At 47.4% G+C, this 18,128-nt stretch carries 13 protein-coding genes and 1 pseudogene; 7 read left to right on the forward strand and 7 right to left on the reverse strand.

Going from position 1 to position 18,128, the window contains the following annotated elements:
• Positions 1 to 276: 276 nt before the first annotated feature.
• Together Q4A89_RS09620 and Q4A89_RS09625 are read right to left on the reverse strand one after the other, a co-directional pair.
• The gene (locus tag Q4A89_RS09620) at positions 277 to 1,575 is read right to left on the reverse strand and encodes a serine hydrolase (RefSeq protein ID WP_303185183.1); all 1,299 of its coding nucleotides are present in this window, start codon (positions 1,573 to 1,575) and stop codon (positions 277 to 279) included.
• 349 nt (positions 1,576 to 1,924) lie between these two features.
• Positions 1,925 to 3,112 (reverse strand): annotated as a pseudogene (locus Q4A89_RS09625) (DUF4419 domain-containing protein); the annotation flags it as partial.
• Here Q4A89_RS09625 and Q4A89_RS09630 point away from each other — a divergent pair.
• The gene (locus Q4A89_RS09630) at positions 3,065 to 3,208 is read left to right on the forward strand and encodes a hypothetical protein (protein WP_303185197.1); all 144 of its coding nucleotides are present in this window, start codon (positions 3,065 to 3,067) and stop codon (positions 3,206 to 3,208) included. The pseudogene Q4A89_RS09625 and the gene Q4A89_RS09630 overlap by 48 nt on opposite strands.
• Before the next feature lie 345 nt (positions 3,209 to 3,553).
• Here Q4A89_RS09630 and Q4A89_RS09635 read toward each other — a convergent pair whose 3' ends face one another.
• Complete coding sequence (locus tag Q4A89_RS09635; RefSeq protein ID WP_303185185.1) at positions 3,554 to 4,507, reverse strand: ketopantoate reductase family protein; 954 nt, start codon at positions 4,505 to 4,507, stop codon at positions 3,554 to 3,556.
• A 143-nt stretch (positions 4,508 to 4,650) separates the two neighbouring features.
• Here Q4A89_RS09635 and mnmA point away from each other — a divergent pair, with 143 nt between their 5' ends.
• Positions 4,651 to 5,715 carry a tRNA 2-thiouridine(34) synthase MnmA gene (mnmA, locus tag Q4A89_RS09640; RefSeq protein ID WP_303185186.1) on the forward strand — a complete coding sequence of 355 codons (1,065 nt, stop codon included), beginning with the start codon at positions 4,651 to 4,653 and terminating at the stop codon, positions 5,713 to 5,715.
• 19 nt (positions 5,716 to 5,734) lie between these two features.
• Here the strand turns inward: mnmA and Q4A89_RS09645 are convergent, their stop codons facing one another.
• The 4 genes from Q4A89_RS09645 to Q4A89_RS09660 all read right to left on the reverse strand — a co-directional run bounded on the left by Q4A89_RS09645 (position 5,735) and on the right by Q4A89_RS09660 (position 9,891).
• The gene (locus Q4A89_RS09645; protein ID WP_303185187.1) at positions 5,735 to 6,076 is read right to left on the reverse strand and encodes a cupin domain-containing protein; all 342 of its coding nucleotides are present in this window, start codon (positions 6,074 to 6,076) and stop codon (positions 5,735 to 5,737) included.
• Between the two features lie 218 nt (positions 6,077 to 6,294).
• Positions 6,295 to 7,239 (reverse strand): ribose-phosphate pyrophosphokinase, encoded by a 945-nt coding sequence (locus Q4A89_RS09650; RefSeq protein ID WP_303185188.1) that lies wholly within the window; start codon positions 7,237 to 7,239, stop codon positions 6,295 to 6,297.
• Positions 7,240 to 7,340: 101 nt separating this feature from the next.
• A complete protein-coding gene (locus Q4A89_RS09655) occupies positions 7,341 to 9,044 on the reverse strand; it encodes an alpha-amylase family glycosyl hydrolase (protein WP_303185189.1) in 1,704 nt (567 codons plus the stop codon).
• A gap of 13 nt (positions 9,045 to 9,057) precedes the next feature.
• A complete protein-coding gene (locus Q4A89_RS09660; protein ID WP_368389507.1) occupies positions 9,058 to 9,891 on the reverse strand; it encodes a patatin-like phospholipase family protein in 834 nt (277 codons plus the stop codon).
• Positions 9,892 to 10,244: 353 nt separating this feature from the next.
• On the opposite strand from Q4A89_RS09660, the gene Q4A89_RS09665 reads away from it, so the two are divergent.
• Genes Q4A89_RS09665 through Q4A89_RS09685 form a run of 5 tightly spaced genes read left to right on the forward strand, consistent with a single transcriptional unit; the run spans position 10,245 to position 18,077 of the window.
• Positions 10,245 to 13,028 (forward strand): TonB-dependent receptor, encoded by a 2,784-nt coding sequence (locus Q4A89_RS09665; RefSeq protein WP_303185192.1) that lies wholly within the window; start codon positions 10,245 to 10,247, stop codon positions 13,026 to 13,028.
• A gap of 13 nt (positions 13,029 to 13,041) precedes the next feature.
• Positions 13,042 to 14,277, forward strand: coding sequence for a DUF4876 domain-containing protein (locus Q4A89_RS09670; RefSeq protein ID WP_303185193.1), 1,236 nt, complete (start codon positions 13,042 to 13,044; stop codon positions 14,275 to 14,277).
• A gap of 28 nt (positions 14,278 to 14,305) precedes the next feature.
• Positions 14,306 to 15,862 carry a DUF6850 family outer membrane beta-barrel protein gene (locus tag Q4A89_RS09675; protein ID WP_303185194.1) on the forward strand — a complete coding sequence of 519 codons (1,557 nt, stop codon included), beginning with the start codon at positions 14,306 to 14,308 and terminating at the stop codon, positions 15,860 to 15,862.
• A 34-nt stretch (positions 15,863 to 15,896) separates the two neighbouring features.
• Positions 15,897 to 16,769, forward strand: a complete 873-nt coding sequence (locus Q4A89_RS09680) for a hypothetical protein (RefSeq protein WP_303185195.1) — start codon at positions 15,897 to 15,899, stop codon at positions 16,767 to 16,769.
• A gap of 9 nt (positions 16,770 to 16,778) precedes the next feature.
• Positions 16,779 to 18,077 carry an APC family permease gene (locus tag Q4A89_RS09685; RefSeq protein WP_303185196.1) on the forward strand — a complete coding sequence of 433 codons (1,299 nt, stop codon included), beginning with the start codon at positions 16,779 to 16,781 and terminating at the stop codon, positions 18,075 to 18,077.
• The last annotated feature ends 51 nt before the right edge of the window (positions 18,078 to 18,128 follow it).

Below are 18,128 nucleotides of genomic sequence, written 5' to 3' on the forward strand. Positions count from 1 at the left end.
ATTCAAAATTACGACTGCAAAGTTAGAATATCTGAACAGTGTTCACAATCCCTAAGAAAGGGGATTTTTTAGAGCTTAATCCCCTTTATTGGGGAGGGGAGAAGTTCGATCCAAGGCACTTAAGTAGGAACATTTTATACTTAAACGAAGGAACCCCAAAAGCTTTATTCATACTTTTGGGGTCTCGTAAAAAAGAGGGCATCAATAATTACAAAAGAAGCAAGGAGTTCAAACAATCGCTAAATCAAACTGAAAGTCAAAACATTTGCTCATCCCTTACTTGCTTATAAGATATTCGGCTACGGCTTGATAAGCAGGCAGTGAGGTCGGGTCGTTTTTTGAGTTCTTTGCTTCGGGGTGCGAGGCAAAACGCACAATAACCATCTCCGCCGTAGGGTCGATGTAAATGCTTTGTCCGTGTACGCCCCGTGCCATAAATGCTCCATGACTGTTGTGCAAAACCCACCACATATTCCGGTAACTCCAGTTCTTGAGCGTAGCGGCATGTGCCGACTTGGCGAAAGCCTCCCGGTTGCCACCTTTCATGATGTCCTGCACCACTTCGGCGGGCAATATTTGCCGTTTGTTGAACTTCCCCTTATTGCGGATCATTTCTCCGAACATGGCCATATCACGCATATTGGCACCAAAACCTCCACCGGCAAAGGCTATCCCGGATCCATCGACCTGATAATAACCGTCCACATGCGTCCCGAGGGGCTTCCAAATGAGCTCCGATAGTAAAGTGGGGATGCTTTTCCCCGTTACTCTGGAGATAATCCAGCCCATCACATCGGTATTGACGGTTTTGTAGCCGAAGGCCGCACCGTGCCGTCCTTCTTTCCGAAGCGTAACGAGATAGTCGTAGTAATTTGCAGGGGCTTCGGGCGATGCCGGTTTGGAGAAGGGATTACCGGCTGCCGAAAACGACCAGATTTCGGCGTTGGGATCCGAATAGTCTTCGCTGTATTTCAAGCCCGTCGTCATATCGAGGATTTGTCTTATGCTTGCATCCCCAAAGGCCGAATTTTTCAATTCGGGAACGTAATCGGCTGCGGTTTTATTCTCATCAAGGAGACCTTGCGCAAGCAACAGTGCGCCGAGAGTTCCCGTAAAGCTTTTGCTGACGGACATGGCCGCATGGACACCATCCGGCTTCAGCGCAGCGAAATAATTCTCGTAAACAATCTTTCCCCGGTGCAATATCAGTATGCCGTCCGTATAGTTCTTCGAAAGAGACTCTTTCCAAGTCATTGCTTCGGTGCTACCCCAAGGGATAAATGTGAGCCCGTCGATATTCCCGTCGATTTTAAGCTTGAACTTGTATTGTTTGCTTGAAGCAGCCTTGACTTCGGTGGTCGGCATGAATTGGCGCATGTGGCAAACGCTGTATCTCAAAGCCGGGAAGCGGAAAAAGCTTCCGTCTATCGCGGAAATCACCCGTTCTTTAGGAGGCGGGAAACCAGTCATCCAACCCATTGTATTGGGGTCGGATTGTGCTGCGGTTAGAATCTCTTGAGCCTTCAAGCTCATGCTTAAACTCAACAATAGCGAGAGTGCGATTAGTGTTTTCATATTCTTTTTTATTTTCAGGATTGATATGTTAATGATGTCTTTTTAGGGCCTCTAACATATTCAGAACAAGAGAATAGTAAGCCACCTTATTTTATGGAAGTTTCTCCCCATCGACATAAATATCCGTATCGGGAAGCAAGCGTTTTATTTTTTTTAGATTTTCATCGGACACAACTTCCATTAAAGAGAGGATTTCAATCTTTATCTTTCCAAGTTCATCCGGAAGAACAAGTTCTTGATCATCTGCCATATTCCATATTTCTAAAATCCAGATATGTTTCAACTCCAAGACCTCCTTAGGGATTTCCTTACCCCAAAACCGGATCCAAGTATTTTTCCCCTCGTGGTGTTTTTTACCGTTTAACTCGATTTCCGTGTTGGGATACCAATCTAAAATCTTTTGTTTCTCCTTATCCGATATTGTTCCGTCGATAAACAGCTTGCCGATTCTTTTCGTCTTCATCCAGTCGGGAAGGAACACCTCTTTCTTGAAACGAAGTCCAAGTGCATATATCGTGTCAAATTTCTTTAATACCTCCGGCACTTCAATTATTTTCAGGTCAATCCCTGAGCCTAATCCAGTATAAGGCACGTTATCTCTTTCCAGACTTTGATATAAGGCCTCCCGATTGATGTCTTTCTTTTTAATCATCCAACTTATTTGTGGTGTCAGCGCATAGGTTTCCGTATTTTGCTCAAGGCCAATAAAGCCGGCCCAGAGTTCGAGCATGGTCTCTTCGGTATGGGCTCCATCCGTTTTTAGATATTTCAGGTCCACTTTAACGATCTCTTCGGGCAAACTCTGAGTGCCAACAAGTCGGTTCAGATTATTGCGTTGCCCATCCTTATCGTAAGGAAAGAATTTAACAATCCAACCGTCAATGATTTTAGGAGCTCCGTATCTCTTTTTAGAGTGATACTTAAACATGTTTCGCCAGAACCTTTTATTGATTTGTCCTTTCGACGCACGTATAAATTCTTTTAAAATAGGCTCTAACTCTTTCGTCCACCATCGCAAATCGTATTTTCCCAGTTTTCTCGTCTTTTCAAGAATTTTCTCCCAATCTTCGGTTGTCCCTTTTAGTGTGATTTGCGGTATACCACAAACCATATAGATTACAACAAACTCAAAGTAAGGCTCCATGGCTTCCATTATGGTAATTTCGGAAGCCACTTTTTCGACAGCCGTTGTTGTGGAAAAATCAGCGGTCAAGGTGTTTATCAATTCCTCACCGGTATGCCCGGCAATCTGGGCTGTGAACTGGGGAAAAAGCTCTTCCCACTGCTCGGAATCTTTTAGCAAATCATTTCCGGCAACTACGGTTAAGCTGAGTTTTCCCGAAAAATCGACGAAATATTTCCGGAGTTTTTCAGGGTTGGCCTGTACGTGCCTGGCAAATCCCTGACTTATTAAGAGCGAGATCATGTCGGGAGAGAGTACAAAAGGCCGATGGTGAGCATAAGCCTCGTACATCCCGTAAAAAAAAGAATGATAACCGTAATTGACCAGACTGTCGGGGGCTTTGCTTTTGGCCAAGAGATGGTATTTAAAATCAATCCCTTTCTTTTCGATATCCCATTTCGATACATGCGCATCCGTCAGTATCATCCCTTGGTAAATATCATCGTATGATTGTAGAGGGAGCAATCTTTCGGGCTTGGAGAGCTTTTCAATCTCAAAAGTCATTTCTTGTCCGAAAGAGAGAAATGGAAGCAAGAGCAAAACGATCAATACATTCTTCTTCATGATGTTATTTTTCAGATGGTTCTATTTGGATGGCTGTTTGTTATGTCTAACTTGTAAAGTTAAAAAGAATTCTTTATTGCATTCCATTTGCTGTAAAAAATACTACATGACAAGAAGCAACTACAAAGATATATTTTTTATCGAAAACGCTAAATCTCTTCTATTATGTAAATAAGCAAGAGCGCGTAAAATGTATCAGGGATAAAGAAACGTCCATTTGTTCCCGAAAGTCTATTTTGAATCGATTCTACCGGTTAAGAGCCTTCCGAGTTCGATCAGTTCGCATCCGTGGCGGGCAGCCAAAGCAATAAGAGCTTCTGTGAGGTGCATCATCTCTCCACGGGCATGGCGGGTATGGTCGTCGATAAAGGTTTCCGCCCACGACGAGGCATAGATGTGAGACAGCACAAAGCGCATGACAGTCAGCGGAACAACACGCATGAAACGATACTTGCCGGGGGTAATACCTATTCCCGAACGGTGTATAAAGGCAAAGGTTTCTCTTAAGGCTTTGCTAAGTTGGATGAGGACTTGCCTGTTGTTTGCCAGCGTGCGGCTGTTTCCGCCGTCGCAATAGATGGCACAGGCTAAGGGACAAACCAAGGCAAGGTGCGTTTTTTGCCATGCGTCCATGTTACGGTTTATGACAGTCGGGAAACCGGCCCTGAGCAACATCCGGTGCAATTCGCGGATACGGGGTGTAAGACTTCCGTCGGGTTCGCCCAAGGTGGTGGGTTGAATGAGGCGGCCGGTGAGGCTGTAAAAAACCTTACCCTCTTCGTCAACCCTTCCGCCCACCCCGGGAAAGGCTGCGATCACTCGGCCTTTACCTACGGTTGACTCCCAACGGTCGTAGCCCTCGGCGTGATTCACCATAAAAACGAAACAACTCGAAGTGTTGGCCGCCAGCACGGGAAGCGCCTCTTCGACCTGCTCGGCACGCAGGGTAACAAAGACGTAATCGTAAGCATCGTCGGGGCATAGCTCGGGGACGACACGTACACCGACGGTTTCAGTCTCGGCCTGTGGGCGCATGGCCCGCCGCAAAAGCAGCCCTTTCTCCTGCAAATCTTTCAGACGTTTGCCACGAGCAAGCAGGCTCACGTCGTAGCCCGCCTTGGCCAGCAATCCGCCGTACACCGAGCCGATCACTCCGGAACCAAATATCAATATGCGCTTGTTCATCCGGCTCCAAAGGTAGGACGAAAGGAGAGATGCCGCAATCCCCAAAAGAGGGGAGGCGTTGTGCCAACAGGCAGGAACGAAGCGCTTCCGTTGTCCGAAAGATGTCTTTTTTGTACTTTTGCGGAAAAGTTATCGGTAAGAGTATGGAAATAGTCGCATTGGTTTCCGGAGGAGTAGACAGTTCGGTCGTAGTACATCTGCTGAAAGAGGCAGGCTACGAGCCGACGATGTTTTATATCCGCATCGGGATGGAAGACAAAGACGGATACATCGACTGTCCGGCGGAAGAAGATATTGAAATGACTACGTACATCGCAAAGAAGTACGGTTGCCGGATGGAGGTGGTCTCACTGCATGAAGAATATTGGGACAAAGTGGTCAGCTATACGATCGAGTCCGTAAAACGCGGTCTGACTCCCAATCCCGATATGATGTGTAATCGCTACATCAAATTCGGATGCTTTGAAGACCGATGGGGAAAAGATTTTGATAAAATTGCTACGGGGCATTACGCGACAACAACGGAGATCAACGGCCGTACATGGCTGTCGACAGCGAAAGACCCTGTGAAAGACCAGACGGATTTCCTCGGTCAAATCACGAATCTGCAAATCTCGAAGCTCATGTTTCCGATCGGTCATCTGATGAAGAGCGAGGTACGTGCCATCGCTTCGGCACAGAACCTGCCGAGCGCACAGCGCAGAGACAGTCAGGGCATCTGCTTTCTCGGCAAGATCGATTACAACGATTTTATTGAGCGTTATCTTGGTCGTCGCGAAGGAAAAATCATCGAACTGGAAACCGGCAAGGTACTCGGTAAGCATCAAGGTTACTGGTTCCATACCATCGGCCAACGCAAAGGATTAGGATTGAGTGGAGGACCGTGGTTCGTGATCCGGAAAGACGTGGACGAAAATATTATCTACGTATCAAACGGCTATGACCCGGAGACGCAATACGGCAAAACGATTCGCATGGAAGGCTTTCATTTTATCACCGAAGATATCTGGGGCACGTTCGACGACGAGAAAGAGGTTACGTTCAAGATTCGTCACACCCCCGAGTTTACGCGCGGTCATATCCGTCGCTTCGGCGATTTATATACGATCCATAGTGAGGAGAAGATGCAAGGCATCGCACCCGGACAATTCGCTGTCGTATACGACAAAGACCATCATCTCTGCATCGGTAGCGGAATGATTATTTGATAAAAGTGCAGCAGGAGGCTTAACCTGCGCCTTCGTGTTGCGGGATGACGGCAAAGAAAATCAGGTCGGCATTGCTGTCGTTGACGAGGCTGTGTGCATGGCCTTTCGGGCAATAATGACACTGCCCCGCGCTCACTCTCTCTTCCCCATCATCGATCAGCACCTTACCGTTTCCTTGCAGAATATAAATGGCTTCGCTGCTCGTATCGTGCATATGCATGCCGATGGACGCACCGGGTTCAAGCCGGCCGTACATGATACGGTTATGCTCATCGACAAACATACGTGCGATATATTCCTTTTCACCGCCTTTAAAGCGCGGTAACCGTTCTTCTTTAATATTCGGAAAATCCAAAATCATGGCATTGTTTGATAATTGTTATTCAACTGTCTGTATCCAGACCTTCGGACGTTTCGTTGTTTCGATGTTTTTTGTTTAGCAGTTAGTTATCAGCGCTCAGAAACAATCAAACCAATAATCAAACGCCCGCAGGGTTCTTCACAGCAATCAGTCATCAAATTTTCAGTCGTCAGCAGATCTAAATTCGTAATTTACTATTCGCAATCACCTGTCTCCCATTACTTGATCGCATAGAGCGAACTGATCGATTCGTCGCGGCACACACGCCGGATGGCTTCGGCAAACATGTCGGCCACCGACAATACCGTGATCTTTTCGCTTTTCTTCGTATAGGGAATCGAATCGGTGAAGATCATTTCTTTTAACGACGATTGGTCGATGCGCATGGTGGCCGGATCGGACATGACGGCATGACTTGCCATAGCACGTACGGATTTGGCTCCGTTTTGCATCATCAGATCGGCAGCCTTCGTAATTGTTCCGGCCGTATCGACGATATCATCAACCAACAACACATCCTTGCCTTCTACGTCGCCGATAATCCTCATATCCGCAATCTCATTGGCTTTAAGCCGTTTTTTATAACAAATCACCATCGGGATTTCGAGGAATTTCGAATAACTGCTGGCACGTTTCGTTCCGCCCACATCGGGGGTAGCCATCACGAGGTTATCGAGCGGGAGCTGGGTCTTGATGTATTCGAGAAATACGGACGAGGCATAGAGATGGTCGACCGGTACGTTGAAGAAACCTTGAATCTGATCCGCATGCAGATCCATCGTGATAAGCCGGTTCAAACCGGAGACACTCAACAGATCAGCAATCATTTTCGCCCCGATAGATACACGCGGCTTATCTTTTCGGTCTTGACGAGCCCATCCGAAATACGGAATTACGGCAATGACCGAATGCGCCGATGCACGTTTGGCGGCATCCATCATCAGCAGGAGCTCCATCAGGTTGTCAGCATTGGGGAACGTAGACTGTACCAAAAACACGTCTTTACCACGGATACTTTCTTCGTACGAGACGGAAAACTCGCCGTCGGAGAAGTGTTCAATGTTCATCTGTCCCATCGAACAGCCCAGACTATTACAGATTTTTTCTGCAAGATAACGGGAGTTTGTTCCCGAAAAGACAGCAAAAGGAGTATGTGCACTCATCAGATCGAATTTTAATTTAAGAATTGTCGCACAAAAGTAGGAACTTATTCCGAAACAACGGGCCTGTTTACGGAAAAACTCTCCTCCGATTGAAAAAATATTCAGCGTTGAGCGGCATAGTCGAATTTTAACACTTTCCCCGAGCATGCCGGCAGAAGCACTTCATACGGACAGGCAGCCGTCAGCGTACCGATACTCTTCGTTCCCGAAAGCAGGTCTGTCAATTCGGCCGGTTGATTATCCGGGATCGACAAACTTCGGAAAGCCTCGTCCGGGATATGGACGCGCACGGTCTGGGGCGTTTGGTCGAAATTGGCGACAACAAGGAGCACCTCGCTGCCCGATTTGCGTAAAAAGGCGTATTGCCGGTGCGGATCGAAATACGGATTATGGAGGTTGACGTACATCAGATCGAAGAATTTCCCTTGACGAACAGCCTTTTCCGTCGCGGCGATATGGAGGATGGCGGCATATTGCCGACGCAACGCTTTCTGCTCGTCGGTCAGCAGGGCTTCATCGAACCGTCCGCCGTTGTTCCAGTTACGCAGGCATTCGAGACTCCAGTAATCGAAGATGGTTGTGCGCCCGTCGCGTCCACTGAAGCCCTCTTCGTCCATTCCCCGTTCGCCCAGTTCTTGCCCGCAGTAGATCATTACCGGGTTGACGCCCATGGTGGCTACCGTCAAGAAAGCGGGTACTCCGACTTGCGCTTCTCCGGCAAAAAATTCCGAAGCGATGCGTTGTTCGTCGTGATTTTCGAGAAAAGCCAGCATATGCGGACGGATATCGTCGACGGCCTGCCAGCATTTAGTCAGCCGACTGGCCGGGGCACGGCCGCACATCACCTCCCGCAGCGTATCATACAGCCCTACCTTGTCATATAAGTAATCGAATTTGCCACGTCGCAGGAAGTCACGATAAAGCGACGGATTATATACTTCAGCTATGAAGATTACATTTTTCCAGCTTCGTACACGGGGAATGACCCATTCCCAAAACTCCACGGGCACCATCTCGGCCATGTCGCAACGGAAACCGTCTACTCCTTTTCCAATCCAGAATTTCAAAATATCGAGCATCTTTTTCCAAGTGTCAGGCACTGGATAGAAATGTCCGAGTTTTCCATTGTCGAAATCAACACCGTAATTCAGTTTAACCGTTTCGTACCAGTCGTTTTGCCCCGGACATGCAGAAAAACAATCATTCCCGGTCACTTTGGCCGGAAATTCACTGTATTCGAAGTCTTCCTGCTGCGCACCGAAATGCAGTTCAAGCGTCTGTCCCGGCAAGTAGTAAAAATTATTGTTGGGATCAAAAGCGACATTTCGGTTGTCGTCTTGTCCCAGATCGTGCACAAGCGGATTTTTGGCGTCAGAATGGTATTGCCGGGCAACGTGATTGGGAACGAAGTCGATGATGACTTTCAGGCCGACCTCATGCGTACGTTCGACGAGCGCTTCGAACTCGGCCATACGGTCGGGGATATGGCGCGCGAGGTCAGGTTCTACATCGTAGTAATCTTTGATGGCATAAGGTGATCCGGCTTTCCCCTTCACCACGGCATCATGGTCTTTAGGGATGCCGAACGTTGTGTAGTCTGTCTGTGTGGCGTGCTCGATGATTCCGGTGTACCACACGTGCGTGATACCCAAATCCTTGATTGCCTTTAGCGCAACAGGAGTAAAGTCGTCGAATTTTCCCGATCCGTTCTCTTGTATACTTCCGTGCTTTACACATGGGTGGGTCATATTTCCGAAAATTCTCGGAAAAACCTGATAGATAAATACTTTTTCGTCTCTTTCCATAATACTTATATTATTAAGTGTTGATCATTTTTCTGTCTAAAAAAGCATGAATGAGCAGTTCTTTTTTGTCGGCTGCTTTCACGAACTTGTGAAATGCCTTGAGAGCGGTATGATACCCGACCTCCGCGATGAGGTCGACATTCTTCAGATCGAACATTTTATATTTTCCAAACTCTGCCGTCTCAATCAGCAGGTCACAGTTGGTGCGATCTTCTGCCGTGTTGGCCTCAAAGAGATAATGAAACGACCGTTCAGCGATGCTGTAAATGTTCTGACTGTATTTCGGCGATGTGTAAGGATTCACGTTCACACCGATGACCACATCGCAAAGATCACGGATGACCGACACCGGGAAATTGTGAAAAAGCCCACCGTCCACATAATGAATTCCATCGATTATCACGGGATTGAAGATGATCGGAATGCTGCATGATGCACGAATCGGCTCGGCAATAGGACCGGACGAGAAGCTGTGGCTGCACCCGTGATCAAGGTCTGTGGCGACAACAATCATCGGGATCTGAAGTTCCTCGAATGTTTTTACCCGCAGATGACGTTCCACGAACTGGCTGAAACGGCTACTATCAAATAAACCGGCTTTCGGGATTTGCAGTTGTGCAAACTCCGAAAACTCCCGACCGGTAAACATCTGTTTAATCTCGTCGGCCGTATGTCCGTCGGCAAACAGCGTACCCATCAGTGCTCCGGCACTTGTGCCTACGATGATATCCGGACGAATACCACACTCTTCCAGCAATTTAAACACACCAATATGGGCAAAGCCTCTTGCTCCACCTCCACTTAGTGCTAATCCCAACCGATATCGTTTTTTTGTGCCTTTTTTCATAGCCCTCAAACTTCGTCAGGCAAAGGTATAGCTTTTTTTTCGAACGTACAACCAAAACAGTATCTGTTTTTTATCGCATACCCTCAGACGACTTCCGACTTCTCATCGCACTTCGTAAGCTTACCGGCGTTCTTTTTTCCTTTCAAAAATCCCCTAAAATAGGGATTGGCATGAATCACATTATGCCTTATCTTTGCGCCTTAAAAAAAAGACAAATTAACAAAAGATTGTTTGGTAGATAAGACAACACGTCTGTCTGACAAATTTATGCATTAACTATGATTACAATAGAACGAAAAATTCTTCTTATCCTCTGTGGGATAATCTGTCTGTCTTTTAACGCAATTCCTCTTTTGAGCCAAAAGAAATACGCTTTACGGGGAACGGTGTATGAGGAGACCGCAGGAGGTCAAAAGCAATCTCTTCCGGGAGCGTCGCTGGTCATCGAAGCATCCGGCATCGGAACGACAAGTAATGCAAACGGCGAGTATACACTTACTCACATCCTTGAAGGAGAAGTAAGACTCAAAGTATCTTTTATCGGGAAAGTAACGGTCGATACGCTCTTGAGGCTGCACGCCGATACAAACGTTGACTTCTTGTTAAAGGAAGACAATTTCCGTCTGAAAGAAGTTGTCGTAACAATAAAACCGGGACAGAGCGGACAATCAACTTCCTCGACGATCTCTCATAAAGCGATCGAACACCTTCAATCGGTCAGCTTAAATAACGTGTTAGCTTTACTGCCTGGAGGAATCACCGCCAATCCGAATCTGAACTACGCTTCTCAAATCAATATCCGTACCGTCGGAACTCCAAACGGGTGGGGCGAGTCGGCAATGAATGCGCTTGGCGCCACCATTATACAAGACGGATCACCTCTATCGAATAATGCAAACCTGCAGTCCATGCACCCTGCCGTAGTAGGAAATTTAAATGCGTTAGGAGGAACGGCTTCGCCGGCAGGAGGAATTGATACGAGAAATATCTCATTGGAAAATATCGAATCGGTCGAAGTAATTCGGGGAATCCCGTCGGCAGAATATGGCGACTTGACATCAGGCGCTGTCTTGGTCAAATCGAAGGCCGGCAAGACTCCATTAAGCATCAAGGCACGGACGAACCCGAACATTTACCATTTCTTTGCACAGAAAGGTGCCAGTCTGGGGAAAAACCGGGGTGATTTGAATCTGAGCGCCGACTATACGTATAATGTAAATACGCCGATTCAATCGTATCGATATTATCGGCGCTTCTCGTCCAAAGCCATTTACTCGAATGTATTTTTAGATAATCGATGGAAAAGCAATACCATCGTGGATTTGATGTACGGACAGGCTAAACGCGATCGTAATCCTGACGATAAAATCACGGAAACGGTATCAAGCGGCAAAGATGCCAAGTTGTCTTTAAACACAAACGGAACCATTTATTTTAAGGATAAGAGCTGGCTGAAGAATATCAAATACGCATTATCCGGAAGCTATACGGACAAAAAAAGTCATTACGAAGAATTGTATACGGCGGCAAACGCTCCCTACTCCATGACGACGGTCGACGGAGCTATCATCACTAACAAGCCCGGCCTCGATCTATTTGATGTGGATGGGAAAAAGATCACCGACTATACGCACGTAAATCCTTCGGACCAGGCTGTATTTCTGCCTTCCACCTACAAAGGGAAATATGATATTTACGGAAAAGAGATTCATGCGTTTGCCAAATTATCGGCCACCTTGTTTAAACGATGGGGCAAAACGGATCATCGGATATTGCTTGGAAGCGAGTACCGCTTGGAGGGGAATGTCGGGCAAGGGAAAGTCTTCGACCGGATGGCTCCGCCTTATCGTAATTTACAAGCGCTTAACGCTACGTTCAGGCCACGTGCCTACAAAGATATCCCCTTTATCCGGCACGGCTCGTTCTTTGTGGAAGAGAACCTGACAGCACACCTTACTCCTAACAACAAATTACGTGTTCAGGCAGGATTACGATACGATATGATGAAAGATGTAGAGAACGTCTTATCTCCCCGTATCAATGCGTCACTCGAAGTGATTCCTCAAAAGGTTTTCCTGAAAGCCGGATATGGTGTGACGGCAAAGATGCCGACCCTCGTTTATTTGTATCCGGAGAAAGCATACTTCGAATACATCAACATCAACGAAATTCCGAACGATCGGATTCCCAAAGACCAACGTATATTTATGACGACAACGCGAGTCTTCGACACGAAGAATCACGACTTGAAAGCGGCGACCAATACGAAAGCGGAGATCGGAGTAGATCTTTTATTTAATGATTTCCAGCTTTATCTTACAGCCTTTAAAGAGCACTTGAAGAATGGCTATTCCATGTCGCCCACGTTCCAACCGGTTACTTTTAAACAATATAAACGCGCGGAAGGCAAGAATCAACCGGTTTACCAATTATCGGCCGCTCATCCTGTATTGGCAGAATACTATGTTCCCTCCAACCATTTAGTCATGAACAGCCAAGGCGTTGAGTTCGATTTACAAATCAACCGGATCGACGCCATTCGCACCGCATTTTCTTTCTCGGGCGCTTACATGCAGAACGAGAATTATCAGGACACCTATTCGTATTATGACAACAGCGGTGAAGGAGGAGCTTCGCGCACCCACGTCGGACTGTATGGACCGGTGATGTCCAAACATAAAACCGACCGGTTCTCGACCGCCCTACGGGCCACACATAACATCCCCGAAATAGGATTTGTGGTTACCCTCACGATGGAAACCGTCTGGAGCCAGCGAGACCGTTATACTTTCGGCAACGATACGATCCCGGTAGCTTATATCTCCAAGAACGACGGAAAGCAATATGACTTCGATCCCTCGAAGAAGGATGAGCCCGAATTCAAATCTATCCTGCGCCGACGAAACGATGCCTTGTACATTGTTGAATCCATCCCGCCGTTATTCAATTTCAATATCAATATCACGAAAGAAATACGTAATTTTATGCGTGTTTCCTTCTTCGCGAACAACATGTTCAGATACTATCCGGTTGTGGAATCGAAACGCAACCCCGGCTCGTATCATCAAGGAGGTCGAGGATTTCTCCCTGTAAAAGACTTCTTTTTCGGATTAGAAGTCAATTTATTAATCCATTAATACACATTTGACTATGAATAAAAAAATATATCTTGCACTCATCGGGTTGGCGTCTTTGCTGGCATCCTGCGACTCGTTTTCCGATGCACTCGGAACAAAAGAAATAACGCCGATCTCCGTCACCATTCGGCCCAAAATCACATTGTCCGGCTTTGATAACACGAACGGACTGAAACTTATTTTGAATAATTATGTCGAAGGAATCCGCGTAGAAAAAGAACTGACTTCCTCGACCGTAGAGATTGGCGATCTGATTCCCGGCATGTACAGCATCGTCATCTCGGGAAAATTAAAAAACAAGGAGGGCGTATGGTATTATTTAAACGGTAGTTTGGTCAACCATCCCTTATTGAATAATCGCTCGACGATCGATTTGCCTGTCTCCGGTCAGAAAATCAGCCCGCTTATATTCAAAGAAATCTTCTATTCGGGAACCGCTAATTTCTATTTCCGAAATCAGTTCTACGAAATTTATAACAACTCGGAAGACCTTCTTTATTTGGACGGTATTTATTTTGCCGTGCTGTACCCGACCAAATCGACGTCAAAACTTCCCGTATGGCCTCAGGAAGACGGCAATAAATATGTGTACACCGAGCGGATATGGAAGTTCCCCGGCAATGGGACGAACTATCCCCTGAAGCCCGGCGAAAGCTGTGTGATTTCACAGTTCGCAGCCAATCATAAGCTCGAGATTTACAACCCGGATTCTCCTGTCGACTGTTCCAGCTCGGAGTTCGAATTTAATATGAACAATCCGAAGTTTCCGGATCAACCGGCTTTCGATATGGAACATGTCTACTTCGACGGAAAAGCCGATAAAGGAAGGGCTCCTCAATACTTAACGTCGGTTTTCGGGGGCGCCTACGTTATATTTAAGGCACCCGAAGGGGAGGTCTACGATCCGGTCAATAATCCGGCACTACAAGCGAAAGACCAGAGCAGTTCATTAAAGAGGCTCTATGCAAAGATCCCGATCGAGTATGTGTTGGACGGTGTAGAAGCCGTAGATGACGAGACAAAAGTCAATGCCAAGCGTATGCCGGGCGTATTGGATGCCGGAATCACGACAGTCGGTGCGACCTATAATTCACTCGGAGTAACCCGTAAAAAGCTCGGAGAGAACCCGGATGGGACTCCTTTTTTGCAAGATACGAACAACAGTACGGAAGATTTTGAAAGAGGGGTCGTTCCCATGTTCAGACGCTACAACGCTAAAATGCCGAGCTGGAATCATACCCTGAAATAAGTATCATTTTGAAGTAAAAAGAAACACTATGCAAAGAACAACATATAAGAAGCAACTGCTCCTGTGGCTTTTCCTTTCGTCGGTCGCCGTCACGTCGGCACAGGAGGCTGACCTCTCGCCGGCAGCAGCCGAAAAAATGAAATTGACGTGGATATGGAATCAGTCGTCGAATGCGGCCGGTCTGAAGCTCGATCAATCGAAAAATTACGCAACGCTCTCCGGAGGATACACGCTAAAAAACGGCAAGTATCATCGGGTGATGGAAGGAGAGAAGAACAAGAGTCTCACGCTGAATACCGAAGGAGGCGTAAATATTCGCGACTTTTATTTCTGGGGAAGATTTGATTACGCACGAAACACAGTCAAGGATGCAAGGTTTAACGCTTCGCTGATCAACCCTTACCGCGGCATGCCTTACTTCGTGGCCGACACGCTCTCGAGCGACTGGAACAATCAGTATTACGAACTGGAATACAAGATCAATTTCCCTACTATCGGAGAGAAATGGTTATTCGGTGTCGGAGGAGAATACTATGCTTATCTGGCGGCCAAGCAACGCGATATCCGCACGGAGAATTATGCGATGAAGCTCTCCGTCCGTCCCGGAGTCGTTTACTCCGTCAATAGCCACAATCGCCTCGGTTTGAATCTCGAATACGGGGTTTTCAAGGAGGAGTCGAATATGTCGAACGTCAACGTCTATATCGATCAGCCGTTTTACGAATTGCGCGGTTTGGGAAATGCCATCATCGGTATCGGCAGCGGAAGAACGACGAACTATATCCGTAAAAGCATTGGAGCAGGCTTGCAGTATCACTACTCGGGAAGCATCGATCTGATGCTGACGGGTAATTATCTCACAAGCGTAGAAGATGCCGAGGTTTCGTTCACGAACCCGCGGAAAGAAGGTACCGTCATCGATCGTGTGTGGCATCAGAAAGCATCGCTCAAAACGAAAGGGGAGGATCATACGCATTACCTTGATCTCGAATATATGCAGCGCATGGTGAAGGGCATCGAGTATGTTACGAAATTCGACGATACGGAGACATTCAAAGGATACGTCACACTGTATAAGAGCATCCGTTCGACTTATGCGAGCAAATACCTGAGTGTCGGATATTCATGGACGAAGAATCAGGGTGACGAGTACAAATACCTGCTTGGAGGTAAAATAAACTATACGGATCTGAATGACGAATATCTCCTGCCCAAAAGTAGGAAACACGCCAGAAACATCGCGTTCGAAGCTTTCGGGAAGCGCAATTTCACCTTGTCGGACAAGTTGTCGAAGAAGCTGCTGGTGGGCACCCGGCTGATGTACGGAAAAAATATCGACGGAAGCTATCTGTACGGAGGAGCTTATAAAGAGTACCCGATTCATTCGCAGTTAGATAAGACAGACAATGAATACGATACATCGGGCTTCTTTGGCGCGCATCTTTCAGGCGTTTATTCGCAGAAAATAAACCGTGCCGCAGACGTGAACGTGTACGTTCGCGCGGATGCTTCTTATGCCAAAGCGCAAAATAACAGTTTCGGCAACAGAAACATGCTATCAATCAGTGTAGGTTGCAATTTCTAACGACGAAATCGAAACACAAAAAAGAAGAAACAGTATGATAATGAAACGTGGTTGGAGTATGTTCTTGGTCCTTCTTTTGCTGCTCGGTTGCAGAAGCAGCCGACACACTCTGCCAAGAACAGTGACGGAACAAGCCGCACCCGACGAAAGAGCCTTATTAATCGATTCCATCTTACAGACGGGGTTAGACCGCGAAGCAGTCTACACCCTTCTGGGACGTATCAAGCCTATGAGTTCGTTGAAGCTTTACAAGATGCCTCTGGCCAATACCGATTCTGCCAAACGGAGCAGCCCCGAGATTGTCGACAGAGCCAAAAAAGGCCGATACTTAGATCGCCTGTCACATGTGCAGAAAGCCATCAACGCAATCCGCCTGCCCGATCTGGCGTTTGTCTTTATTCCTTACCGGGCACATCAGGACAGTAACCGCACGATACAGTTAAGCGTTGTACGTGTCAGTCTTTTAGACAGCCTACTCAAAGCAAAGGAGAGCTTTTTCGGACAATACGGTCTTGTACCCGGTGCCGACCCGGCTACCGTGGTATCGACCATAGAGAACGCAGGAATCTACGAACGATACCGAGGGTATGGGTATCTGTTCGGTTATCCGGATTATGCCGTCGACTTTTTCGTCGAGGCCAGTCACACGCATCGTGACATACAGAAGCCGACGCCCCGTAACTTTTTCAACATCCCCACACATCAGTCTAAAGAAGGTTATTTCGTCTATGCGTATCCCAAAGACTACGAGCCTTCGCGCGAAGTCGATTCCTTGCTGTATCATCGCTCGATGCAGGTGCTGGAAAGGTATGAAAAATTAAGAGACCGTTACCTGAATGCCGACAGCACGGTACGGGCATACCGACTGTTGCTCGATGCTGTGGCAGCAGAAGAACATCTAAAATAGACCGCTCCGGTGTCGAAAAGCAAGATCAACACACTTACCGGCACATCGATTGTGGTGGCCAACATGATCGGGGCCGGTGTGTTTACCAGCTTGGGCTTTCAGCTCGTTTCGCTACATAACACCGCTACGATCCTGACTTTATGGTTATGTGGGGGGCTTATCGCGTTAAGCGGCGCCTTCAGTTATGCGGAGATCGGCACGCTCATCAAAAAGTCGGGCGGAGAATTTACATTCCTCTCCCGCATCTATCATCCGGTCGTAGGATACTTATCCGGCTGGATTTCGCTGACCGTCGGATTCGCTGCCCCGATCGCACTCTCAGCTTTCGCTTTCGCCGATTATCTGCCCGTACGTTTGGTGACTCCCGTATGGACAGCCGTTGCCGTGGTTCTGCTGATTACGTTGATTCATACATTCAACCTGCGTTACAGCGCACGTTTCCAAAACATCAGCACCGTCTTTAAAGTGCTTTTGATATTGGCTATCATCGCTGCCGGCCTGTTCCTCCCTGCGAATAAAGACAACGCCCTCCTTTTGGATACCGGCTATCTATGGGAGTGCGCGTCATCGGCCTTTGCCGTCAGCCTGATCTACGTGAGCTATTCCTACTCGGGATGGAATGCGGCGACATACATTACGGAAGAATTTAAGCATCCGAGGAAGGCGATTCCCCGATCGCTGATCTACGGCACATGCATCGTAACGGCATTGTATACGCTGCTGCAATATGTCTTTCTGAAGCATACCGCTTTGCACGAACTGGTCGGGCAATTAAACGTTGCCACACCCGGCATTCGTTCGATGCTCGGTGAGCGAGCGGCGGCACTCTTCGGGTGGGGATTCTCGGCGCTGCTCGTCTCAGGCATCAGTGCCATGATCTGGATCGGTCCGAGGGTGACGGCGAGCATCGCCCGTGAATATCCGCTATGGCGTTTTTTCAAGGTGCGCAACGATGATGTGCCGCGGAGAGCCTTATGGTTACAGTTTGCCATCAGTACGATCCTGCTGCTGAGCGGTACCTTCGAACAGATCATGATCTACTGCGGAGTATTATTGAGTATCTCAACCCTGCTCGTCGTGATCGGTGTCATCCTGGTTCGATACAGGAAGAAAGAACATCCTGACAACGTGGAAAACTTCAGAAGCCCGGCTTTTCCTCTTTTCCAAATCCTCTTCATTGCCGCTTCGTTATGGATGATCACCTTTGCTTTTGTCAATCATACGAAAGAATGCATGCTCGGGTTGATCAACTTGCTGCTCGGCTACCTCACATACATTAAACAATTACGAATTACGAGTTACGATTGAGGTCGATTGGGAAAGGTGATTTCCCGGTAGCAGGAAAGGTGCTTTCCCAGT

It is taken from the genome of Tannerella sp. (assembly GCF_030528505.1).
In the GTDB taxonomy this organism is placed as follows: Bacteria; Bacteroidota; Bacteroidia; order Bacteroidales; family Tannerellaceae; genus Tannerella.